This window comes from Denitrobaculum tricleocarpae (genome assembly GCF_007004665.1).
GTDB lineage: Bacteria > Pseudomonadota > Alphaproteobacteria > Kiloniellales > Kiloniellaceae > Denitrobaculum > Denitrobaculum tricleocarpae.
This window is the reverse complement of record NZ_ML660058.1, coordinates 105,947-128,595: the sequence shown is the minus strand read 5'-3', so window position 1 is coordinate 128,595 and position 22,649 is coordinate 105,947. Positions and strand designations below refer to the sequence as shown.

Sequence of the window (22,649 nt, the reverse complement as noted above, 5' to 3'; positions counted from 1 at the left end):
ATGAACCTCACATGCCGCGAAGCCCTGGCATCAGAGTTACAGGATCTTCTTCGCCTCTACCGTCAGCTCAATCCGGCGGACCCCGAACCGGATCCGCAGGCGGCGGAGGCCCTGTTTTCTCAGATGCGCGAAAACACCATGACACGGATCCTCGTCGCCCACGACGGGGAGAAGAGCCTTTCCACCTGCACCCTCGTCGTGGTGCCGAACCTAACCCGGAATCTTGAGCCCTATGCCGTGATCGAAAACGTCGTGACCGACGCGAAGAGCCGTGGTCAGGGCGCAGGTAAGGCGGTGATGTCCCACGCCATCGAGGAGGCCTGGAAAGCCGGGTGCTACAAAGTGATGCTGATGACGGGCACGCAGCGCGAGGGCACGATCGCCTTCTACGAGTCCCTGGGTTTTCGCGCGGACAGCAAGACCGGTCTGGAAATCCGAAGACCCTAGACCGGCTCAGATCCATTGCCCTGTTTCAGCCATTGCACCACCTGCCGGCTGACCTGATCTTCCCGGCTGAGTTTGGACACCAACGCGCAAAGCGGTTTCTCGCTGGGCAGGGAAAAGTTGAAAGCCTGAACCAACCGCCCTCGTGCCACGGCGGTTTCGACCAGCGGTTCATGGCCGATCAGCAGGCCCGCACCGTCAATGGCCGCCTGGACGGCGAGACTGTAGAGCGAGAACACCGGCCCGCTGTTGCCGTCGCTGGTGTGACGATGCCGGCCGCTGTGCGCCCGCGCGGCGCGCAGCCAGTCAGGCCAGTCATCGCGCCAGGTCTCGTCGTGCAACAGGACGTCATGAGAGGGCTCGGCCCTGCGTTTGAGCTTCTGTGCAAGCTCAGGGTTACAAACGGGAAAAAGGCGGTCCTCGGCCAGCACGCTGCATTCGACGCCTTCCGGCACCTCATTGAGAAAAAACAGCGCCAGATCGAAGGATTCGCGCTGCAGGTTCGGCGGACGTTCCAAGGCGGTGACCGAAATCAAGAGCTCCGGGAAAGCGGCCCGCAAGGCCGGCAGGCGCGGCGACAGCCAGAGTTGCGCCACAGAAGGCAAAGCAGCGATCCGGATCGAACCCGGCATACCGGCTCGCCGCAGTTCCTGAGCCGAAGCCCCCAAGGCGTCGAAAGCGGCCGTGAGAGCGGGCAAGACAGCGCGCCCCGGTTCGCTCAGCCGGACGCCCTGCGCCTTGCGTTCGAAGAGCCGGCAGCCCGCCCAGTCTTCCAGCAACTTGATCTGCTGGGCGATGGCGCCTGGGGTCACGCCGAGTTCTTCACCGGCTAGCGCAAAGCTCTCATGCCGGGCTGCCGCCTCGAAGGCACGCAGCGCCCGCAAAGGCATGGCTTTGGGTCTTGGGGGATCAACGGCCATACAAATAGTTAAGATAGACTCATTTTTTCTATGCCTCGATTCGACGATAACTGGTTTGCCAACGCGCCGCCAGACGTGGTTTCTGATGCGAAAGCGCCGGGGCTCAAGCTGGGCCCATCTAAAGACCGGAATGAATCGATGCCGAAGCTACAGTCGCGAAATTGGGTTCCCGCAGCCGCGGAGACCTACATCCAGTCCATCGCGGCGGAAACCGCGCATGCGGACTCTGAGACGCTAACCCGGCGGGTCGATGCGCTGATTGGAGAAAACCGCAGGATCCATGAAAAAGACTGCGTCAATCTCAATCCGGCCACCAATGTCATGAACCCGAGAGCAGAAGCCGTCCTGGCGCAGGGCCTTGGGTCCCGGCCCTCTCTAGGCTATCCCGGCGACAAATACGAGATGGGCCTGGAAGCCATCGAAAAGATCGAGGTCATTGCGGCGGAACTGGCAGCTGAGATCTTTGATGCAAGCTATGCCGAAATCCGGGTTGCGTCGGGCGCGCTCTCCAATCTCTACGCCTTTATGGCCACGGCTCAGCCGGGCGATGCGATCATCGTACCGCCCGGCGAGATCGGCGGTCACGTCACCCACCACGCGGCCGGCGCAGCGGGCTTTTACGGCGTCGAAATCCACAGCGCACCGGTCGACGCCGATGGCTACAGCGTCGATGTCGATGGCCTGCGCTGGCTGGCACAGGAAATCAAACCCAAACTGATCACTCTTGGCGGCAGTTTGAACCTCCTGCCCCATCCGGTTGCCGAGGTCCGGGCGATTGCCGACGAGGTCGGCGCCACCCTGCTGTTCGACGCGGCGCACCTCTGCGGCATGATCGCGGGCCGCGCCTGGAAAAACCCGCTCGATCAGGGCGCACACCTCATGACCATGAGCACCTATAAATCCCTGGGCGGCCCCGCAGGCGGGCTGATCGTCACCAATGACGCCGAACTTGCCGAGCGCCTGGACGCCATCGCCTTCCCCGGCCTGACCGCCAACTTCGACGCAGCCAAGTCGGCGGCGCTCGCGATCAGCCTGCTGGACTGGCGTGACTATGGTGCCGCCTACGCCAACGCCATGATCGAGACTGCCGCCGCTCTGGCCGAGGCACTCAAAAAGGAAGGCCTGCCGCTCTTCTCGACCGCGCAAGGCGTCACCACATCCCATCAGTTTGCCCTGAAAGCAGCCGGTTACGGCGGAGGTCAGGCGGCGGCCAAACGGCTGCGCCGGGCCAATATCCTGACCTGCGGCATCGGCTTGCCGATCGAACCGGTTACCGATGACATGAATGGCTTGCGCATCGGCACGCCGGAAATCGTGCGCTGGGGAATGACCGCAAAAGACATGCCCGAACTGGCGGGACTGATCGCGCGCGGGCTATCAGAGGAAGATCCGGCCCGGGTCGCGGCAGATGTCACCGCGTTCCGCAGCCGCTTCACCGATCTGCATCACATTCGGAACTAATGGGCTCTAAGCGTCCCGCGCCCAGGCGGCGACCGACTCCAAAAAGCGCCGCAGGACGGGCCGCACACCGGTCGCCAGGTCCTCGCGGAAGCCGAAAGGCGGGTCCTCGTTCATGTAAGTCGCCCAGGACTGCTCAAGCTGAATGGCATGTATGTTGTTCGCCGGATCGCCATAGTGGCGCGTGATGTAGCCACCCTTGAAACGTCCGTCGATGACAAAACTGTAATCTGCCGTCACCTTGGCAATCTCGCCAAGCCGGTTCAGCAGCTCAGGCGCCGCGGTTACGCCTCCGCCACTGCCCAGATTGAGATCGGTTAGCCGCCCGTCGAAAAAGCGCGGTACTTCGCTGCGGATCGAGTGCGCATCCCAGAGAACGGCAACCCCGTGCTTCTCCCGAATGGCCGCGAGTTCGCTGGCAATCTTGTCATGATAGGGCTGCCAGACCTTTGCTCTGCGCGCCTCGATCTCCGCCTCGTCAGGCTGTTCGCCCGTCCGGTAGAGCGGGGCTTCCGAGAAGCTGGTGGTCGGGCAAAGCTCGGTATTGTTAGCCCCGGGATAGAGCGGCTGACCACCGGGGTCGCGGTTCAGGTCGATTACATAGCGCGAATGGGTCGCGCGAATCGCGCCGATTCCCAGGTCCTCCAGAAAGTCATAGAGCTGGGGCAGATGCCAATCCGTATCCGGTACGTCCAACGCAGCGGGAGTCATGCGCGCCTGCTGTTTAGGCGGAATGAACACACCACTGTGCGGCATCGACAAAAGAACCGGTGCGGTCCCGGATTTAAAGACGAAGGGCTCCATTGAACTTCCGGTTTCTTACTCGCTTCCAAGGCAAGCCATGCTGGCCAGAGGGCGCAAGCTTGTCTATACAAGCCTGAGTATCGCTCTTTGGACCTTGGGATAACGTTAAGATGAAATCCGCCCGCCCTGCAACCTGTGTGAACGTCTTGCAGAGACTGGACAGGACCGCATGACCCTTCCGCAAGGCCAAAACAATGCGCCTGCCTACCAGCAGGTCAAAGATCATATTCTGGACCGCCTCCTGAAAGGCGATTGGCCCGAGGGTGCCCGCGTTCCTTCGGAAAATGAGCTGACCCGTTCGCTCGGCTTCTCGCGCATGACCGTCAACCGGGCGCTGCGCGAACTTACCGCCGAGGGCTGGCTGACCCGCACCCAGGGGGCCGGAACCTTTGTCGCCGAAAGCCGCCCGCAATCCGCCGTGCTGGAGATCCGCAACATCGCGGACGAGATTCGCGAGCGTGGTCACCATTACTCTTCCGAGATCTATTTCTTGCGGGCAGAAACCGCGGGCAGCGTGGAGGCCGGTTTGCTGGGCCTCGAAGAAGGCACCGAGATTTTTCACTCGCTCATCCTTCACTTCGAGAATGAACAGCCGGTGCAGCTCGAAGACCGCTTTGTGAACCCCGCAGCTGCGCCCGACTACCTGAGCCAGAATTTCAGGAGCATCACGCCCTACGAATACCTTATGAAGGCCGCGCCCTTGAGTGAGGCGGAGCATGTGATTCAGGCGATCCAACCGGACCCGGAAACCGCGCGGCTGCTCTCGATCAGCCCGCAGGCGCCCTGTCTGCTGCTCAAGCGCCGGACCTGGTCGGGAGATAAGTCGGTCACCTATGCCCGGCTTGTCCATCCGGGCGACCGCTTCCAGCTTTGGGGCCGCTTCAGCAGCTGACGTCCGGGCCACATCGGCGATGCCCCCCTGCCGGCACCGTTCAGGTTGTGCATCCGTAAAGCCCCGCTCAAAAGCCTGGAGGATCGCCATGCGATCATTCGCATTGCCTTCGACGGCGCCAACCTTCGCAACGTAGAACATGCTTAACCTTTATTTACCATTCCCGGCTTATGTTCTGATCGCGAAATAGATCTCGAAAACTGGTAGCGGCTCCACTAAGAATGATACCTGTGTATTTGGATCTTCAACGAATCCTAAACCCTCGGGGGGAGTGACGGGATGGAATTGGGAACGCTGTTGTTGATCATCGTCGTACCCGGCGTGATCCTCTATATCTGGTATGCGAAACTCATCAGCCGCCGAAACGCAGCGCGCGAAGCCCTCTCGTCGATCGATGTCCAACTCAAGAAGCGGCACGATCTGCTGCCCAACATCCTGAAGCTTGCCGGCCGTTTCATGACCCATGAAAAAGATCTGCTGGAAGGTCTGACGGCCTTGCGCGCGCGCGTTGATGCCGGTTACGACCCGAGCGACCCGGCAGCCGTTCAAGCCCATCTGACCGCCGGCCAGGAGCTGCAAAGCGGCATGGCCCGTTTCTTCGCAGTCGCTGAAAACTACCCGGAGCTTCGGTCTGCGGAAACCATCACAAAAGCTCAGGACACCTTCACGGAAGCCGAGGCCCACATTTCGGCCGCACGGCGGTTTTACAACGCCGCCGTGACCGATTTGAACAACGCTGTCGAGATTTTTCCCGGCAGCATGATTGCGGGCTGGGCGAAGGTAAAGCCCATGCCCTTCTGGGAGATGGAAGACACTAGCCACCGCGCGGCCGTGAATGTCGACGACTATCTGAAGTGATCGGGGAAGACGATGGACTTGCCTTCACCGACACACACGCGCTCGCTGCTGGAGCGGTTCGAAGCGGTTTTCGAAGAAAAGATCGCCCCGCGTCTGCAGGCCCGTGATCACGAGCGTGTCGCTCTGACACGCAACAAGGGCCGCAACTGGGCAGTGATCATCGCGGCGAGCGCCGCGGCGACCTCCATCATGTTTTTTCTCACCCGCGACGTTGATTCGGTCTTCATGGCCCTGCCCGTGGGCGCAGGCGTCTATTGGCTGCTGATTGCCAGGCCGACCAAACGTCTGACCGACAGCATAAAGCAGGAGATCTTCATTCCGCTTTGCGACGCTCTCGGCTTTACCTACCGCCTGCGACCGGATGGTTCGAACGCCCGCTATTTCACCGAGCTCAGACTGGTCGGCGGCTTTAATCGCAGCAGGTTCGAAGACGAAGTCTCAGGCCGCTATGACGATCTCGATTTCTCGCTTGTCGATGCACACCTCAAGGACGTCGACAAAGACAATTCCCGCACGGTCTTTCATGGCTTGCTCGCAGCCTTCGAGATGACAAAGAGCTTTCGGGGACGCACGCTGGTGCTGCGGGACGGCGGCATGCTGGGTAATTTTCTCGGCGGCATCGGCAACAAGCTGGAACGCGTGCGATTGGAAGATCCCAGGTTCGAGCGGGCCTATGAAGTCTATTCGAGCGATCAGGTTGAGGCGCGCTATCTGCTGACCCCGGCCTTCATGGACCGCCTTCTGGACCTGGAGCGGCAATTGAATTCGAAGGTCCGCCTTGCTTTTGACCGCAACTCGCTGCTTATGTCCATCGAACTGAGTCGCGACGCCTTTAACATCGGAAAACTGGAAACGCCCCTGTCGGACAAAAGGCGGCTGCTGGGAATCGTCAAGGACCTGACCATGATCTTCGATGTGGTCGAAACCCTCCGCCTCAACGCAGAGACAAAGCTTTGAACGATAAGTCCGCTCTTTCCGACCAACCCGCAACGGCACATTCCGGCGTCCCCCTGGCCATAAAAATCGCCGCGACTACCTGTAACGATGGCATCGCGCCGCGCCTGATCACGCACTCTCCGTTACAAGCAATTTCGTTAAACTTTGCTTACCAATCAAAGCGTATTTTCGGAACGCTAGCGACATCTTGAAAAGTGATGGTGGAAATATGCACTTGCCATCGACAGCCCGCACAGGGTCATTGCTGGACAGGTTCGAGACAGTTTTCGAAGAAAAGATCGCACCAGGTTTAGAGGCCCGCGATCACGAACGGATCGCGCTCGCACAGAAAAAGCGTAGGAATTGGACTCTGGTTTTGGCCGAAGGGGCCGCGGCCGCTCTCGTCGCATTCCTCATCACCCATTCCGTTGACGCCCTTCTCTTAGCTGTACCCACGAGTGCTGTCAGCTACTGGTTACGCATTGCAAGACCAGTAAAACGCTTTACCGACAGCGTCAGGCAGGACGTCTTTGTTCCGCTTTGCGATGCGCTTGGCTTTACTTACCAACTGCAACCCAATGGCTCCGACGTCGGATACTTTCAAAAACTCGGGTTGGCCGGCAGTTGCAATCACCGCCGGTTCGAAGGTGAGGTGTCGGGCAGATACAAGGGTCTCAATTTTTCTCTGCTCGGCGCCCATCTCCGATACAGGGGTATCGAAAGCATGCAGACGGTCTTTCACGGTCTTCTTGTCTCTTTTGATATGAGCAAAAGCTTCCACGGACGTACCCTGGTGCTTCGGGATGGCGGCCTTGTGGGCAATTTTTTGGGCCACGGCGGCAACAAACTGGAACGCGTGCGCCTGGAAGACCTCGAATTCGAGCGTGCACACGAAGTCTACTCGAACGACGAGATCGAGGCACGCGATCTGCTGCCCCGCGCATTCACTGACCGGCTTCTCGAGCTGGAAGAGCAACTGGCGGCAAAGGTTCGTCTTGCCTTTGACCGCAACTCGTTGCTTATGTCAATCGATCGTAACCGTGACGCCTTTAGCATCGGCGGGCTGGATGCACCACTGGCGGACAAAAAGCGTTTGCGGGAATTCGTTATTGACCTGACCATGATCTTCGATGTGGTCGAAACCCTCCGCCTCAACGCAGAGACAAAGCTTTGAACGATAAGGCCGCTCTTTCCGACCAACCCGCGACGGCGCATTCCGGCGTCCCGCTGGCCACGAAAACCGCCGCGACCATCTACAACGAGGGCATCGCGCCGCGCCTGATCGAGCTGGTCAAGAAGCATCAGGCACGCAAACGCAGCGACGAGTTGACCTGGATCGCTTCTCTCGCGATTGCCCTGGTGGTCGGCAGTCTGGCCTATCTGGCAATCGGTACGGTGAACGGCGTGCTTCTGGGCGCACTGGCCGGTGGCGGCGCGCAGTGGGCGCTGAGCAAACGGCCACGGCCGGACATGACCCTGGCCATGCGCCAGGAGATATACAAACCCCTGTGCGATGCCGCCGGTATTTCCTATGCGCTCGCGCCCATGCAGTCGAAGGCAAAGAACTTTGCCAGCTTTGGCCTGGTCGGCGGCTTCAGCACATCCCGCTACGAAAACCAGTTGGCGGGGTCCTACAAGGACATCGTCTTTCTGCAAACCGATGCATTGCTCAAGGAGAACGGCGAAGGACAGCCATCGGTGGTCTTCAACGGCCTGCTTTCGGTATTCGAACTCTCGCGGCGTTTCAGGGGTCAGACGCTCATCCTGAAGAATGACAGGCATCTGCACGCAGTTTCGCAGGGCTTTCAAACGCCGCCCGAGCGGGTCGAGCTTGGCGATTGGACCTTCGAGCAGAGCTTCGAAATCTATGCGACCGATGAAGATGAGGCCCGCTCCATCGTCACGCCGGTCCTGCGCGGGCAGCTGCTGGCTTTGGAACAGAGGCTGGGGTTCGATATCCAATTCGCCTTCACCGGTTCGACCATGCTGATGTCGCTTGATCTGACGGAAAACGCTGCCGAGGTCACGGATCCCACCTGGCCTGCCGACGACCCCCGCCGCCTGGAGGCGGCCCTGATCCGTTTCTGGGCCATATTCGAAACCCTTGATGTGCTGAAGCTGGACAGCAGCAAAAGCAAAGCGCCCTTTCAGATATGACCTCGTGTGTTCAGGCCGGGAGTCTTCAGCCGAAGGCCGCGGGCGGCTTCAATGTGACACGGGACAGCTTTAACCGGGAGACCGCATGACCGAGATCCTCGCCGCAATGATCGAGTTCGACAACGTCGCAGACTTCGGAGGCGCCGACAGCGGCAGTTACGACCAGTTCGACGATGCTCTCTCACGAGCCGACGCTATGATGAGCCAGTATGGCAACGGCAAGGAACTTAAGATGTTCGTCGCGCCCGAATACTATTTTTCCGGTCACAGCATCACCGAAAAAGGCGGAACCGCGATCACGTCCCTCTCCCGCAGCCAGAAACACAGCCTCTACGACAAAATCGCGCAGTCTTCGAAAAGCTACCCGAACATGCTGATCATTCCCGGCTCGATTGCCTACTCTAAAGCGCGCGGGTTTTCCAAGCGCAAGTACTACAATGTCTGCCCGATCGCGGCCAACGGTCGGATCATTCACAAGTACTACAAGCAAACCAACGACACCTATCAGTCGACTGACGATTACAAATCCAAGGACTACGGCGCGACTTTTGCCCATGCCAATTTGGATTTCGGTATCGATATCTGCCTGGATCATGGTCACAAGATGCTCAAATCGAGCCTGGGCAATGCCACGGTCGACGTCCATATCCTGATCGCCGACGGCGCCGCGCCCTCCCCCATGTCCATCGCCGCCTCCACCGATGGGGGCGCCATGGTTTTTTGCAACATGGCGGGACGGGGAAAAAATGGTGTGTTGAGCGTCGTCGCAAATAAATTCGGCAACCCGAACACCGCAGGCAGAAACATGGTTGCGGAGCTCTCGCAACCTTTGACCGGCGGTATGCAGGTCGCTCTCTACAGAGGCAGCGTGAACTGAATGGGCCGGGGCTCAGGATCCGACGCGACCGAAAGCACCGGTTGCTCCGGTTACGCCGCCCGAATTTCGGAGAGAAAGCGGTCAACTTCCTGCTGCAGGATCACCGACTGTGTAGAGAGCTCGCCTGATGCCTGAAGCACCTGACTGGCGGCATGTCCCGATTCATGTGCCGCGTCGTTGACGCCCGAGATGTTCGACGTCACCTCCTGCGTTCCCTCCGCTGCCTCCTGGATATTTCGGGCGATTTCATTGGTCGCCATACTTTGCTCCTCGACGGCGGCGGCAATGTTGCCCGAAATCTCGCTCACCTGATTGACGGTCGAGCTAAAGCTCTCGATCGCCCTGGTCGTACTCAGGGTCACGCTTTGCATACCGGATACGTGGCTTGCGATCTCCTGCGTCGCACGCGCGGTCTGGGTCGCGAGGTTTTTAACTTCGGAGGCAACGACGGCGAAGCCCTTTCCGGCGTCTCCCGCCCGCGCGGCCTCGATGGTTGCATTCAGCGCCAGGAGATTCGTCTGCTCTGCAATCTCATTGATCAGATCGACGACTTCGCCGACCTTCGCTGCCATCTCCGCCATATCCTTGACAGTCGCGGAAGTTCTGCTGGCTTCGTCGACCGCCGTGCCGGTGATCGACGCGGACTGATCGACCTGGCGGGTGATCTCGCTGATCGAACTCGATAGCTCCTCGGTCGCGCTTGCCACGGTGTTGACGTTCGTGGTCGCTTCCTCCGATGCCGCCGCCACAGCCGCGGCCTGCGCGGAGGTTTCCTCCACGGCCGAGGTCATGACCTGCGCCGAAGACTGCAACTCGGTCGAAGCCGAGGTCACCACCTGAACGATTTCGCCGACCGAGTTTTCAAGATCGTCCGCCATGTTCAACAGTGTCTGTCGGCGAGCCTGTTCCGCGCGCTCTTTCTCACGGGCTGCCTCGGCCTCCAGTTCCTTGTTCTCGATCAGCTTTTCCCGAAAGAGCTCGAGCGCACCGGCCACCAGGCCGATTTCATCATCGGATCTGACCTGCACCGACACGTCCGTGTTTCCGGCAATGAGCTCTTTGAGGGCACCCACGAGTTCGCAGAGCGGCCCGGAAATGACCAGGCGAACCAACAGCACCGATAGTAACAGGCTGACGACAAACGCTGCGGCGGAGATTCCGATCAGCGTGTGCAGCGTTTGCTTTTCATGCGCGTCGACAGTCAACATGGCCTCGCCGGTAAAGCGCACAATTTCGGCCTGCAGTTCTTCCAGTTCGTGATTGAGTTCTTCTTCCGCCGCTTCGATCGGCTCTTCCATGGTCATTGCCTGCGCGATCTCGCCGGCAGACAAGAGGGCGAAAATCGCGAACACCTGTTTGTCGAATGCAGCGTGATGGGCCTCAACATCCTTCAGAACGTCCAGGATGTGTTTGAATTCCTTCTCTTCGATTGGGTTGTGCGCCAGTTTCAAGGCTTCAGCCGCCAGTTCCTCGCCCTGCAGGATTTCTTCATCCACTTGATGAGCCAACGCTTCGAACCTGGAGACTGCCTTTTCAAACTTCTCCTGCGTGTGGGCGTCATCACCCATTGTGGCGCCATACCGCAGAGCCCGTTCGAACTCGATGGCCTGCTCGAGTTGGTGAACCGTGATTTTGCTGATGATCTCGGTCAGAGGGATGTCTTGCTCGGCAACGGTCTCGATTTCCACAGCGATTCTCGACATCTGCGTGATGGCGATTCCTGCGACGAAGGCGAGCGCCAGGAGGCAAAAGCCGACGATCGCGAGGACTTTGTTTCCGACACTGAGATTCCTGATCTTCCGCAGCATGGCTTCTCTTCCCTTGCCAATCCGACCGTGACGCCTCGACAATCGGATAATACAACTATAACTATTCAGCAGGTATTCGCGTCCAGCTCTCTTATGGGATCGAACAAAACCCTGCTTAGCCGGCGAAAGTCTTCTTCAACACAGATGCCCCCCGTTTCGAGACGAAAGGTCTCATGACAAGTTTTAAATGAAACCCTGGCGCGAACCCAGCTGCCCCCTTCAAGCAAGCCACTTTCCACTTAACAGCAGGTTAAATCTCAGCCTTAACAGTCTAAAACTTCAGTCAAAAACCAACTTTTTTTCCAGGTTCTCCTTTTGACGTAAATTGCACTTCGTGTTGCTTCTTCTTCCAATTGTACCAGCCATGTACTCGCGACTGCCGCACCTTGCGCGCAGACGCCAGACAGTCTCCTCCAGAACACTCAAGACCCGGGATAATCAAGCCGTTCCGTCAGTCGGCGCGCCGCAGTTGGAACTGCTATTGGTAGCATCACCGGTTAGACTACACGGTAGGGCTGTTGCACTGCAGCGAACAGGCGACGCCGAGGCATTACGGCGATTTGACTCGTGAAAATTTCCTTGCCTATACTTGTATATACAAGTGAGGCAGCATGATGCTTCACAAAAAAACCGCTGCGAAAATAGACGGATGATGCAAGCGCTCGCCTTGCCCGTTCGGACTGGCATAAACCAGCGCTGCAGCGATTCATCAGGGAAACGAGACTGATATGCAGGAAAACTTTTTCAAGCGGGTCGCCCTCGCCACGGCTGTAAGTACGATGGTTTTTGGCACGGCTGGAATCGCCCAGTCCGACAGTATCAAGATCGGGATCAATGTGCCGCAGACCGGCTTTGCCGCCGCCGACGGCACCTCGGCGCTGATCGGTGCGCAGCTCGCGGCAGAACAGGCCAACGCCAATGGCGGCGTCAACGGCAAGACGGTCGAGTTGGTGATCTACGACGATCAGGCTTCGCCCAAGTCCGCTGTGCCCATCGCCACCAAGCTGGTCGAGCAGGACGAAGTCAAGATCGCGATCTCGGGCAGCTATTCCGGCGCGACCCGGGCCGCCGCCGGTGTCTTCCAGGAGGCGGGCGTGCCCTACATCTCGGCCTTTGCCGTGCACCCGGAAATCACCCGCTCGGGCGACTACGTCTTCCGCACCTCCTTTGTCGGCGAAGTCCAGGGCCGCGCCGGCGCGAAGCTGATCGGCGAAAGCCTGGGCAAAAAGAAAGTCACCCTGATTACGCTGAAAAACGATTTCGGCCAATCCCTGGCCAACGGCTTCAAGGAAGCCGCGGAGCAATTCGGCATCGAGATCATCAGCGAATACGAGTACTCGATCAAAGACCGTCAGTTCGGTCCCATCGTGGCCAAGGTAAAGTCCGACGCCCCCGACGCAATCTACGCCTCGGGCTATTTCTTCACCGCCGGCCCCCTGGTCTCACAGCTTCGTTCCGGCGGCATCGAAGTGCCGGTTATCGGGCAGGAAGGCTACGATTCCCAGAAGTTCATCGAGATCGCGGGCGGCGCCTCGGAAGGCGTGATCATCACCACTTCGCTGGACCGGGATTCGGACTCTCCGGAAGCCAAGGACTTCATCGCCGCCTTCGAGGAAAAAGCCGGATACAAGGCCGACATGGTCGCGGCCTCCGGCCATACCGCCATGAAGGTCGCGATCGCGGCTCTGCGCGAGGCGGGCAGCGAAGATCCCAAAGCGATCCGCGACGCCGTCGCCGGGCTGACGCTCGAAGCCTCCACCGGCACCATCTCCTTCAACGGCCTGGGCGAAGTCCGCAAGGACGTCCAGGTGCAGGTGGTCAAGGACGGCAACTGGCACCGCCATTCGATCATCAATGACCCGGACCTACTGGCCCCGCCTGAGAAGTAAGCCTGTTCCAAGGCCGTCCCCCGGCGCTGTCCCGAGTGCGGACCGCGGGTGGGACGGCCTTTTCTGTTCCCGTCATCCGTCTCCCCCGCAAGGCCCGCTGAATGCTCGCTTTCGAACTCCTGCTGCAAGGCCTGGTGCAGGGCAGCATCTACGCTCTGATCGCGGTCGGCCTGACCCTGGTTTACGGTCTGCTGCGCATCCTCCATGTGGCCCACGCCGGGCTCTTTACCCTGGGCGGATACATCGGCGTGATCGTGACCAATGCCACGGGAAGCCTGCTGCTGGCGCTTCTGGTCGCCATGCCGGCCATGGGTCTGCTCGGCATCGGCATCTACCGCACCTGTTACCAGCCGCTGCTGAGCCGGCCGCCCTACGTTGCCCTGATCGCATCCATCGGCCTCTTCATCATGATGGAAGAACTCTTCCGCCTGATCTTCGGCCCCTACGGCCTTTCCTTTACTGCGCCGCCTCTGCAAGATCCGGTTGCCGTCTTCGGCGTCAATCTGAAAGAGGCCGAACTGGCGACCATGATCGGCGCGCTGGTTCTGATCGGCGGCCTGGCGCTGCTGACCCTCCGCACCCGTATCGGCACCGCCTCCCGCGCGACGGTCACCGATCCAAAGATGGCCGAAGCCTTCGGAGTCAATATCGGGCGTATTCGCGACATCAACTTTTTCGTCGGCTCGGCCCTGGCCGCCGCCGCGGGCGTCATGGTCGCCCTGCTGAACAATCTGGTGGAGCCGACCATGGGCAGCGTGCCCAGCTACAAAGCCCTGGCGATCATCGTCCTGGGCGGCCTCGGCGATCTGCGCGGCACCCTGATCGCGGCCCTGGCGCTGGGCGTCATCGAGGCCTACGGCACGATCTATCTGGGCAATCTGCTCGACCGGGACGCCATTGCCTTCGCCTTCCTGATCGCGGTCCTGATGTTGCGGCCTCAGGGCCTCTTCGGGAAGGGATAGGGGGCTCTTATGGCTTATGAAATCACACTTCTGACCGCCATGGGCATCGCCGTGATCTTTGCCCTCAGCCTGAACCTCATCACCGGCTTCTGCGGACAGATCAGTCTGGGGCACGCGGCGTTTTACGGCATCGGCGCCTACTGCGCGGCCATGATCACCAAGAGCGGCCTGCCCTTCCCGCTCGCCCTCGCCGCCGGTTTCCTGCTGGCGGGTATGATCGGCGTGGTGGTCGGTCTGGCCTCGCTGCGGGTGCGGCACGACTTCCTCGCCATCACCACCATGGGCGTGGGCTTCCTCTTTCTGGGGATCGTCCGGCAGCAGGATTTTCTGGGCGGCGAGATGGGCCTTTCCGGCATCCCGAGCAGCGGTCTTTCCAAGCCCGCCTTCATGGCCCTGGTGCTGATCATCGCCGCCGCCGTCACCGCCTTAAGCCTCTACCTCAAACGCTCCTGGATGGGCTATGTCTTCGATTCCGTCGCCGACGATGAAGACACGGCGCGGATGCTGGGCATCGACGTGGCGCGTTACAAGCTCGCCGCCTTCGCCATGGGCACGGCGCTGGCCGGTCTGGCGGGCGGCCTCTATGCCCACAACATCCGCTTTATCGACCCGGACAGCTTCGGTTTCGTGGAATCCATCACGGTCCTGGCCATGGTGGTGGTCGGCGGCATTGGGTCGGTCTGGGGTGTGATCCTGGCCGCCGCCGTGCTCTCGGTCCTGCCGCTCTGGCTGCAGTTCATCTCGGATTACAAACTTCTCCTCTACGGCGCGCTGCTCTTCACGGTGATGCGCTTCAGCCCCAACGGCATGGCCGGTATGGTCACGGCCCTGAAGCGGCGGAACCGGACCGCGGCTTCGGGAGACCCGTCATGACGGCGCTGCTCTCGGTCAAGGGCGTGACGGTGCGCTTCGGCGGCGTCACCGCCCTGGAAGACGCCGGTTTCGACCTGCAGCCGGGCGAGTTGCTCGGCTTGCTGGGCCCCAACGGCGCGGGCAAGACGACCATGATGCGCAGCATCACCGGCGTGGTCACGCCCCAGGAAGGCGACGTCACACTGCAGGGTCGCGTCATCACGAAACTGCCAACGCATCAGCGTGTGCGCCTGGGTCTTGGTCTCTCCCAGCAGATCGTGCGCCCTTTCCGCAGCATGTCCGTCATCGATAACGTCACCCTCGCCGCGGGCCACGCAAAAACCCTCTCGCCCCTGGGCGCGCTTGGCCACCGGCATCGGGACGCGGAACGCGAACGCGCCCGTGAACTCTTGCAGAGGGTGGGCATCGAAGAAATGGCGGAGTCCGAGCCCTCATCTCTCCCGCTGGGCATGCTGAAACGCCTGGAGGTCGCCCGCGCCCTGGCGCTCGATCCGAAGCTGCTGTTGCTCGACGAGCCGCTGGCGGGTCTCAATCACCTGGAGGCGGGGCGCCTGGCCGACACCATCGTTGCCCTCAACCGGGACGGCCTTTCCATCATCCTGATCGAACATAACCTGAGCGAGGTCCTGCGCATCTGCCAACGCCTCGTTGTTCTCGACAACGGCCGCAACCTTGCCGCCGGCGATCCGCGCAGGGTCATGGACGACCCGGCGGTGCAGGCGGCTTATCTGGGCTCGGTTGCCGAGCGCGAGGAGCCCGCTCATGCTTAAGCTGGAAAACCTGAAGTGCGGCTATGGCGCCTTTACCGCCGTGCACGGCCTCAGTCTTAAGATTCCCCAGGGCCAGATCTTCGCGCTGGTCGGCGCCAACGGCGCGGGCAAAACCTCGACCATCATGACGATCGCGGGTCAGGTCGAGCTGCAGGGCGGATCGATCTCCTTCGACGGACGGGATATCTCGAAACTGCCTGCCAGCCGGAGGGTAACCGAGGGGATCGCGCTGGCGCCGGAGGGCCGCCGACTTTTCGCTGATATGTCGGTGGAGGAAAACCTGACCATGGGCGGCTATTCCCGCCCGCGCAGCGCGGAAGCCGAGGCCAAAGCCATGGTGCTGGAAACCTTCCCGCGCCTGAAAGAGCGCATCGCCCAGCGCGCCGGGTCCCTCTCCGGCGGTGAGCAGCAGATGCTGGCCATCGGGCGGGCCCTGATGGCGGATCCGAAGTTCCTGATGATCGACGAGGTCTCCCTGGGCCTGATGCCCAAGATCGTCGACGTCTGCTACGACGCCATCGAAAAGCTCAAGGCGCGCGGCATCACCATCCTGCTGGTTGAACAGAACACCCAGCGCGCCCTGGCCGTCGCCGATCAGGTCTGCGTGCTGGAATCGGGACGCAGCGTCTGGATGGGTTCCGCGGAGGAAGCGCGCAAGGATCCCAAGCTGATCGAGGCTTATCTCGGCCTGACGAACTAGGGTCTGTTGAGCTTCAGGAAACCGTCCGGGGAGACCTGGCTTCCCGGCGGCTCCGCTCCAACACCCTGCCCCAGTCCCGTATCCCGGTCCCGTGCCCCAATTTTGATATTTGCGTGATTCACCGGCAGCTTCAGAATGCCGGGCCGCCGCTGTGGCAGGATCGAGCCTGATCATTGGCCCCGGTTGTTGACCGCGATCAATTGGAAAACCTCAAGGACATGAAGAATGGCTGCGAACGACAGATTTTTTGAACCACCGCTGGCGACACAGACGCTTTTGACGGTGCGCGGCTTTGACGACGCCGGAGGGCGCAGCGGCGGTATTGTCGATCCGCAGATCGTCGAGGTTCCCGCAAACACGGTGTTGTTCCGTCTCTACCACGATTCCCGAAGGCGCTTCGGCGAATGGTGGTTCACCCCCTATGAAATGAAGCAGGTCCTTGACTACATCGGCATAAAAGGCGCCGTCACCATGGAGCGCGCAGAAGGCAAAAGCTATCTGCATAAGATGCTGGCCGTGCGGCATGACTGGAGCAACAATTCGCCGCGCCATCTCGATCAGTTCGTCTCGATCCGGCTCAACGCGCCACTGAAGGCCTATCACGGCGAAGCCGACCACGCACCCGACAGCGGTTACAACGACATGCAGAAGGCGCACCGCTTCATCGACAGACACGGCGTGCAGCGCTACATGCGCCAGATCTATTTCCCCAAATTCTGGCAGTTTCAGGCCGCATTCACCTATATGAGCCACTACCCGACAGACACGGTTCTCAATGGTGCGGTCGAACGCCATCGCAGAGGTCCCCTGCCATTTGAGTCATAGCATCGCGGCAATTCGCACAGGCCCGGAGACTCCGTCTCGACAGTCGGATCAAAGTTGTATATACAACTTTGAAACCTGACATCGGAGAGAGCCTCATGACGGCATCCAACAACAGTGAGCGCCCGGATAACCAACGTCTGGACAACGAACGCAAAATCCGTGCGCCGCGTGGCCCTGAACTCAATGCCAAGAGCTGGCTGACCGAAGCGCCGCTGCGCATGCTGATGAACAACCTGGACGCCGAGGTCGCGGAACGACCGAATGAGCTTGTGGTCTACGGCGGGATCGGCCGCGCGGCGCGAGACTGGAAAAGTTTCGATGTTATCACGCGCAGCCTGAAGGAGCTGAACGAGGACGAGACCCTGCTGGTTCAGTCGGGCAAGCCGGTCGGCGTGTTCAAAACCCATGCGGACGCGCCGCGCGTTCTGATCGCGAACTCAAACCTGGTGCCGCACTGGGCGAACTGGGATCATTTCCACAAGCTCGATAAGGTCGGCCTGATGATGTACGGCCAGATGACCGCGGGTTCCTGGATCTACATCGGCAGCCAGGGCATCGTGCAGGGCACTTACGAGACCTTCGTCGAGGTCGGGCGCCAGCACTACGGCGGCGACCTGACCGGCAAGTGGATCCTGTCCGGTGGCCTGGGCGGCATGGGCGGCGCTCAGCCGCTGGCCGCCACCATGGCCGGTGCCTGCATGCTGGCGGTCGAATGCCAGCCCAGCCGGATCGAGATGCGCCTGGAAACCGGCTATCTGGATCACAAGACCGACAGTCTCGATGCCGCGCTGGAGATGATCACGACCGCCTGCGCCGAAGGCCGCGCCATTTCGGTCGGCTTGCTCGGCAATGCGGGTGAAGTCTTCCCGGAACTGGTCAAACGCGGTGTGCGCCCGGATGTGGTCACCGATCAGACCAGCGCCCACGATCCCCTCAACGGCTACCTGCCGATCGGCTGGAGCCTGGACCGCTGGGAACGGACCAAGACCAGTGATCCCGCCGAAGTCACCCGGGCTGCGAAGGAATCCATGAAAGTCCAGGTCGAGGCCATGCTCGACTTCCATAAACAAGGTGTCCCCACCCTCGACTACGGCAACAACATCCGGCAGATGGCGCTGGAGATGGGCAGCGAGCACGCCTTCGATTTCCCGGGCTTCGTCCCCGCCTACATCCGGCCCCTCTTCTGCCGGGGCATCGGCCCCTTCCGCTGGGCCGCCCTCTCCGGCGATCCGGAGGACATCTACAAGACCGACACCAAGGTGAAGGAACTGATCCCGGACAACCCGCACCTGCATAACTGGCTCGACATGGCACGGGAGCGCATTCAGTTCCAGGGCCTGCCCTCGCGGATTTGCTGGGTCGGCCTGGGCGAGCGGGCCCGGCTTGGGCTCGCCTTCAACGAGATGGTGGCGAAGGGCGAACTCTCAGCGCCGGTGGTGATCGGCCGCGATCATCTGGACTCCGGTTCGGTCGCCAGCCCGAACCGCGAGACCGAGGGTATGAAGGACGGCTCCGACGCGGTCTCCGACTGGCCGCTGCTCAACGCCCTGCTCAATTGCGCCAGCGGCGCGACCTGGGTGTCGCTGCACCACGGCGGCGGGGTCGGCATGGGCTTCTCGCAGCACTCCGGCATGGTCATCGTCGCCGACGGCACCGACGAGGCCGCGCGCCGTCTGGAGCGAGTCCTGACCAACGACCCGGCAACCGGTGTCATGCGCCATGCGGACGCCGGTTATGACATCGCCATCGACTGCGCCCGTGAGCACGGCCTGAACCTGCCGATGCTGGACTAGGGTCTGTTGAGGTTCATGATGCAGGCTTAAAGACCCGACAAAAGGCCGGTTCCCGGCGCACAGTTCACATACTCGGCGATCTGGCTTTGCGCGGGCAGAACCGAGACCTCGTGCCAGTAGCGGGACTTCATCGCCGGTCCGTAGCGCGGCGCGAATTCCAGGAAGGCATTGAAGATCGCCAGATGCGTCGGGTGGTGCTCGGACCAGTTCTCCAGATCCGACAGCGAGCGGAAATAGGCCAGGCCGAAGGTATGATCGGTCTTCTCGCCGCTACCATCGACAAAGACCATGTAGCGGCAATCCAGACAGTTCACCTCCGCGCCCTGATCCCGCAGAAACGCCATGCCAGCGTTCAAGACCGGTTCGACCTCGCCGTAATACTCTTCGCGCTCCTGCCCGTGGACGCCGCCGAGGTCTTGGCCGGAACGAATGACGGCGAGGTTCTCGCCCGGCCGCAACAGGATACGGTTTGCGCTCTGCTCGAGGATCTCGATGGTCCCCGAAGGATCGAAAGGATTATCCGCCGAGGCAGGAATGCGGTCACGCATGCTGCCCCAATAGGCATGGCGGTCGATGGGGTCGGTTACCTCTTCCCGCGCGTGCGCCACACCCACGAGATGCGTTGGATCGGAGTGCAGGGTTTCAAAGCGTTCCAGCGGGACGTTGAAGACCTCGCGGAAAATACCGTGCGGCAAAGCTTCCGCCGAATGCCGCTGCCAGAGCGTCTGGAATGCAGCACTCTCAAAGAAATGCTCCAGCGCGTCGGGCTTCAGCCAGTAGCCAGTCATCACGAACTGGGCGCGTCCGGCGCTGTCAGCTTCACAGGAAGAAAGATCAGCGTGATCCGCCTTCCCCTCCGCCTCGGCCAAGAGCACCATCCGGGACACGAATTCAAAAGCGGTGGCGCGGTCGCCGTCTTCGAACTGACATCCCATGACGACCATCGAGGCCGAGCGCCGGGCGGCGTCGAATTCGGACATGAAGGAGGGATAAGGCGGTGTCCAACCCGGCGGCATGCGCAAGGGATAGCGCCGCCCGCTTTTGTCCTTTGCAGTATCACTACTCTGAGACATCGTCAGCCTCCTGTCTCCCCTCCTCCTGAACCGCAGATTTATACTCGGTCGCGAGCGCGATGCCCTCGTCGAAGGGCATCACGACAGGGTTGGGGTTCTGGTTGAACATCAGGCGGAAAACGTCGGGGCGCGAATAGTGGCCGACCGGGTCGGCGGCGGCCTTGGCGTAGGCGATCGTGCTCAGGTCGATTTCAGCAACAAGTAAGCCTTCCTCCTTTTCGCCCAGGGGTTCTCCCACCGGTGAGCCGTCCGGCGCAAAGATCCGGGCGTAGCCGCCACCGGGTTGCAGGAACTGCTGTTTATCCGGCGTGTCGCACAGCAGTTCAAACATCTCCTCTGAAACCGTGGCACAGGACGCGATGACGAAACACTGTCCCTCGGCCGCGTACATCTGGCTGGCTGAGGTGTTGAGTTCCGGACCCAGCGCATAGGCCGCGCCGCGATAGAGGCTGAAACTGGGCCAGGACGCGATATGGATCTGCTCGTTCTGGGCATACATCGCATACTTGGTCAGCGGCTGCAGATGTTCCCAGCAGCAGAGCGCGCCGACCCGGCCAAGGTTCGTCTCGCTGACGATCATATCACTGCCGTCGCCTTCGCCGAAGACGGTCCGTTCCACATGGGTCGGTTTCAGCTTACGCCGCCGGGAGATAATCTCCCCGTGCGCGCCATAGTGCCATTGGCCCATGTAAAGGCTGCCGCCCGCGCGCTCGGAAACGCCAATCACCACCTGCATGCCGTTTCGTTTGGCCGCCGCGGCAAGCGCCTCATCCTGCGGACTGCCGGCTTCGATCGCATTCTCGAAATAGCGGCCAACGAATTGCATGCCCCAGGCCGGCGCGCCGAGCCAGATCCACCAGGGGTATCCCGGGACCCAGGTCTCTGGAAAGGCGATCAGTTTCACGCCCTGCTTCCCGGCGTCATCGATCAGGGCAACCGCCTTTTCGACCGTGGCATCGAGATCGAGAAAAACGGGCGCCGCCTGTACAGCGGCGACTTTGAATGGACCGGACATGATACTTGGCTCCCTCATTATAGCAGGCTTGTTAGGACCACAGCTTCGCCCGAAAGAAAAAAGCGCGCTTGGGCAAACGGGCGGAAAAATTTGTTTTTTTGAGCGAAGAGACCTAGTCTTCGTCCAACAGATGCCCCTCAAAGAGGGCTGATGCCTGCCCGGAAAACAGGTCGGGCACTGCAGGGATGAGGCCATGCCAACGCGCTTTAGCACCCGCGATGTCAGGGACCACGAGCGATTTTCCTATTGGCGGGAAGCCGTTTGCGACGCGTATGTGCAACTTGGCTGTGAATGCGACGGACAAGACGGATTTCAGGGAGATATTCGGCTCGAGAGGCTCTCCAAGCTCTCGCTCTCGCGCGTGTCGGGCAACGCGCATAGCGTCTACCGGCGCGGGATAGACATTGCGCGTTCAAGCGATGCTTTCTTTCTTCTGAGCCTGCAGCTCAAGAAGAGGTCCCGCGTAACCCAGCACGACCGCGGCGCCGATCTCGAAACAGGTGACCTGGTGCTCTACAGTTCTGTCGATCCCTACGCACTTGATCTGACCGACAGCTTCGAGCAACTGGTGGTCCAGGTCCCGCGCGGCAAGCTTCTGACGCATCTGCCGGCAGCCGACCTTCTGACCGGGCGGCGACTCAGCGGCAAGAGCGCTATCGGCAAGGTCGTCGGCAACGGCATCCGGCAGATCGCCGACGGCCTGCAGTACTCCGACACGCCCGTTCAGGACCACATGCAGGATGCAATCATAGATCTGATTGCGGCGGGCCTGGCATCGGTCAATGACGTTGCTTACGAAGTCAGCCAGCCCGAACAGCGGCTTATCTCCCGCACCAAAGCCTTCATAGAAGCCAACCTCTCGGATCCTGGTCTGGATCGAAACAGGGTGGCCGCCGCGATGGGCATGTCGGTCCGCCGGCTGAACGAGATCTTCTCAAAGGAAGAGACTTCGCTCGCCGCCGTGATCCGGGAGTCGCGTTTGCAGCAGATCGCACGCGACCTCGAGGATCCCCGCTTGCTCTCCCAATCCGTCAGTGAGATCGCCATGCGTTGGGGGCTCAACAACTTTCAGCATTTCTCGCGTATCTTCAAAGACCGCTTCGGTTGTGCGCCGCGCGACTACCGCGCCAGGGCAAGACTGCTGAACTAACCTTCCAGGCGAGACCCCGGAAAAAACGGACCGCATTTGCGGAACGAATATCGCTTCCTTTCGCTGGACGCCCGCGCCTCGGAAAGAAAGTCCGGGGATCACTCAGTTTTTACAGCCTTTACAAGTCCGCATCTGAAAAGGAGTAAAGAATTTTCTATTTTTCCCTTATAAAACAGAATCTTATTGACTTACCGCTTAATCTGTAAATATTTTTAATCATCTGTAGGATCGGTCGCATTCCGAGTTCGGGCCGCCCTTTCACCAAAGGTTTATCCGGCCACAGGTGGAACGCTGATCGGACGGAGCAGTGGCTCACGCGCTGGGATACAGACTGCGCTGGGACAAATGAAAGACGCAGCCGCTTGGCAAGGGAGCAGCACTCGATGTCCGACGATCGGAAAGTGAAATCCGGAAACGGTCTTTCCTGGCTCTGGTTGCTGGCTGC

General features: G+C 60.6%; 21 protein-coding genes. 16 read left to right on the top strand and 5 right to left on the bottom strand.

Annotated features, from left to right (window positions below; translation table 11 throughout):
- Entirely contained in the window at positions 1 to 447 is a 447-nt protein-coding gene (locus tag FKG95_RS19645; RefSeq protein ID WP_142898119.1) for a GNAT family N-acetyltransferase, read from the top strand.
- On the opposite strand, the gene FKG95_RS19640 is transcribed toward FKG95_RS19645, so the two are convergent.
- Positions 444 to 1,334: a LysR substrate-binding domain-containing protein gene (locus FKG95_RS19640; RefSeq protein WP_179954183.1), complete on the bottom strand. Its 891-nt coding sequence runs from the start codon at positions 1,332 to 1,334 to the stop codon at positions 444 to 446. The genes FKG95_RS19645 and FKG95_RS19640 overlap by 4 nt on opposite strands.
- Positions 1,335 to 1,502: 168 nt before the next feature.
- Here FKG95_RS19640 and FKG95_RS19635 point away from each other — a divergent pair, with 168 nt between their 5' ends.
- Positions 1,503 to 2,825: a serine hydroxymethyltransferase gene (locus tag FKG95_RS19635; RefSeq protein ID WP_142898117.1), complete on the top strand. Its 1,323-nt coding sequence runs from the start codon at positions 1,503 to 1,505 to the stop codon at positions 2,823 to 2,825.
- Positions 2,826 to 2,831: 6 nt separating this feature from the next.
- Here the strand turns inward: FKG95_RS19635 and hutG are convergent, their stop codons facing one another.
- A complete protein-coding gene (gene hutG, locus FKG95_RS19630) occupies positions 2,832 to 3,626 on the bottom strand; it encodes an N-formylglutamate deformylase (RefSeq protein ID WP_142898116.1) in 795 nt (264 codons plus the stop codon).
- A gap of 169 nt (positions 3,627 to 3,795) precedes the next feature.
- On the opposite strand from hutG, the gene hutC reads away from it, so the two are divergent.
- The 6 genes from hutC to FKG95_RS19600 all read left to right on the top strand — a co-directional run bounded on the left by hutC (position 3,796) and on the right by FKG95_RS19600 (position 9,346).
- On the top strand, positions 3,796 to 4,518 hold the full coding sequence (gene hutC / locus FKG95_RS19625) for a histidine utilization transcriptional repressor HutC (protein WP_142898115.1): 723 nt from the start codon (positions 3,796 to 3,798) through the stop codon (positions 4,516 to 4,518).
- Positions 4,519 to 4,797: 279 nt separating this feature from the next.
- On the top strand, positions 4,798 to 5,376 hold the full coding sequence (locus tag FKG95_RS19620; RefSeq protein ID WP_142898114.1) for a LemA family protein: 579 nt from the start codon (positions 4,798 to 4,800) through the stop codon (positions 5,374 to 5,376).
- Between the two features lie 12 nt (positions 5,377 to 5,388).
- Entirely contained in the window at positions 5,389 to 6,333 is a 945-nt protein-coding gene (locus tag FKG95_RS19615; protein ID WP_142898113.1) for a DUF3137 domain-containing protein, read from the top strand.
- A 187-nt stretch (positions 6,334 to 6,520) separates the two neighbouring features.
- The gene (locus FKG95_RS19610) at positions 6,521 to 7,486 is read left to right on the top strand and encodes a DUF3137 domain-containing protein (RefSeq protein ID WP_142898112.1); all 966 of its coding nucleotides are present in this window, start codon (positions 6,521 to 6,523) and stop codon (positions 7,484 to 7,486) included.
- Positions 7,483 to 8,469: a DUF3137 domain-containing protein gene (locus FKG95_RS19605; RefSeq protein ID WP_142898111.1), complete on the top strand. Its 987-nt coding sequence runs from the start codon at positions 7,483 to 7,485 to the stop codon at positions 8,467 to 8,469. The genes FKG95_RS19610 and FKG95_RS19605 overlap by 4 nt, the downstream gene beginning before the upstream one ends.
- An 85-nt stretch (positions 8,470 to 8,554) precedes the next feature.
- Complete coding sequence (locus tag FKG95_RS19600) at positions 8,555 to 9,346, top strand: hypothetical protein (RefSeq protein ID WP_142898110.1); 792 nt, start codon at positions 8,555 to 8,557, stop codon at positions 9,344 to 9,346.
- A gap of 50 nt (positions 9,347 to 9,396) precedes the next feature.
- Here FKG95_RS19600 and FKG95_RS19595 read toward each other — a convergent pair whose 3' ends face one another.
- The gene (locus FKG95_RS19595; RefSeq protein WP_142898109.1) at positions 9,397 to 11,154 is read right to left on the bottom strand and encodes a methyl-accepting chemotaxis protein; all 1,758 of its coding nucleotides are present in this window, start codon (positions 11,152 to 11,154) and stop codon (positions 9,397 to 9,399) included.
- A gap of 728 nt (positions 11,155 to 11,882) precedes the next feature.
- On the opposite strand from FKG95_RS19595, the gene FKG95_RS19590 reads away from it, so the two are divergent.
- The 7 genes from FKG95_RS19590 (at position 11,883) to hutU (ending at position 18,966) form a co-directional block, all read left to right on the top strand.
- Positions 11,883 to 13,043, top strand: a complete 1,161-nt coding sequence (locus FKG95_RS19590) for an ABC transporter substrate-binding protein (protein WP_142898108.1) — start codon at positions 11,883 to 11,885, stop codon at positions 13,041 to 13,043.
- A gap of 101 nt (positions 13,044 to 13,144) precedes the next feature.
- Complete coding sequence (locus FKG95_RS19585) at positions 13,145 to 14,005, top strand: branched-chain amino acid ABC transporter permease (protein WP_142898107.1); 861 nt, start codon at positions 13,145 to 13,147, stop codon at positions 14,003 to 14,005.
- Between the two features lie 9 nt (positions 14,006 to 14,014).
- Positions 14,015 to 14,878: a branched-chain amino acid ABC transporter permease gene (locus FKG95_RS19580; protein WP_179954182.1), complete on the top strand. Its 864-nt coding sequence runs from the start codon at positions 14,015 to 14,017 to the stop codon at positions 14,876 to 14,878.
- A complete protein-coding gene (locus FKG95_RS19575; protein WP_142898106.1) occupies positions 14,875 to 15,648 on the top strand; it encodes an ABC transporter ATP-binding protein in 774 nt (257 codons plus the stop codon). Before FKG95_RS19580 ends, FKG95_RS19575 begins: the two co-directional genes overlap by 4 nt.
- A complete protein-coding gene (locus FKG95_RS19570) occupies positions 15,641 to 16,348 on the top strand; it encodes an ABC transporter ATP-binding protein (protein ID WP_142898105.1) in 708 nt (235 codons plus the stop codon). Before FKG95_RS19575 ends, FKG95_RS19570 begins: the two co-directional genes overlap by 8 nt.
- A gap of 225 nt (positions 16,349 to 16,573) precedes the next feature.
- Positions 16,574 to 17,173, top strand: coding sequence for a hypothetical protein (locus FKG95_RS19565; protein ID WP_142898104.1), 600 nt, complete (start codon positions 16,574 to 16,576; stop codon positions 17,171 to 17,173).
- 95 nt (positions 17,174 to 17,268) lie between these two features.
- On the top strand, positions 17,269 to 18,966 hold the full coding sequence (gene hutU / locus FKG95_RS19560; RefSeq protein WP_142898103.1) for a urocanate hydratase: 1,698 nt from the start codon (positions 17,269 to 17,271) through the stop codon (positions 18,964 to 18,966).
- A 26-nt stretch (positions 18,967 to 18,992) separates the two neighbouring features.
- Here hutU and FKG95_RS19555 read toward each other — a convergent pair whose 3' ends face one another.
- Positions 18,993 to 20,039: a phenylacetaldoxime dehydratase family protein gene (locus FKG95_RS19555; protein WP_142898102.1), complete on the bottom strand. Its 1,047-nt coding sequence runs from the start codon at positions 20,037 to 20,039 to the stop codon at positions 18,993 to 18,995.
- Positions 20,026 to 21,054 (bottom strand): carbon-nitrogen hydrolase family protein, encoded by a 1,029-nt coding sequence (locus FKG95_RS19550; protein ID WP_142898101.1) that lies wholly within the window; start codon positions 21,052 to 21,054, stop codon positions 20,026 to 20,028. Before FKG95_RS19550 ends, FKG95_RS19555 begins: the two co-directional genes overlap by 14 nt.
- Positions 21,055 to 21,247: 193 nt before the next feature.
- On the opposite strand from FKG95_RS19550, the gene FKG95_RS19545 reads away from it, so the two are divergent.
- Positions 21,248 to 22,204 carry an AraC-like ligand-binding domain-containing protein gene (locus FKG95_RS19545; protein ID WP_142898100.1) on the top strand — a complete coding sequence of 319 codons (957 nt, stop codon included), beginning with the start codon at positions 21,248 to 21,250 and terminating at the stop codon, positions 22,202 to 22,204.
- Positions 22,205 to 22,649 lie beyond the last annotated feature (445 nt).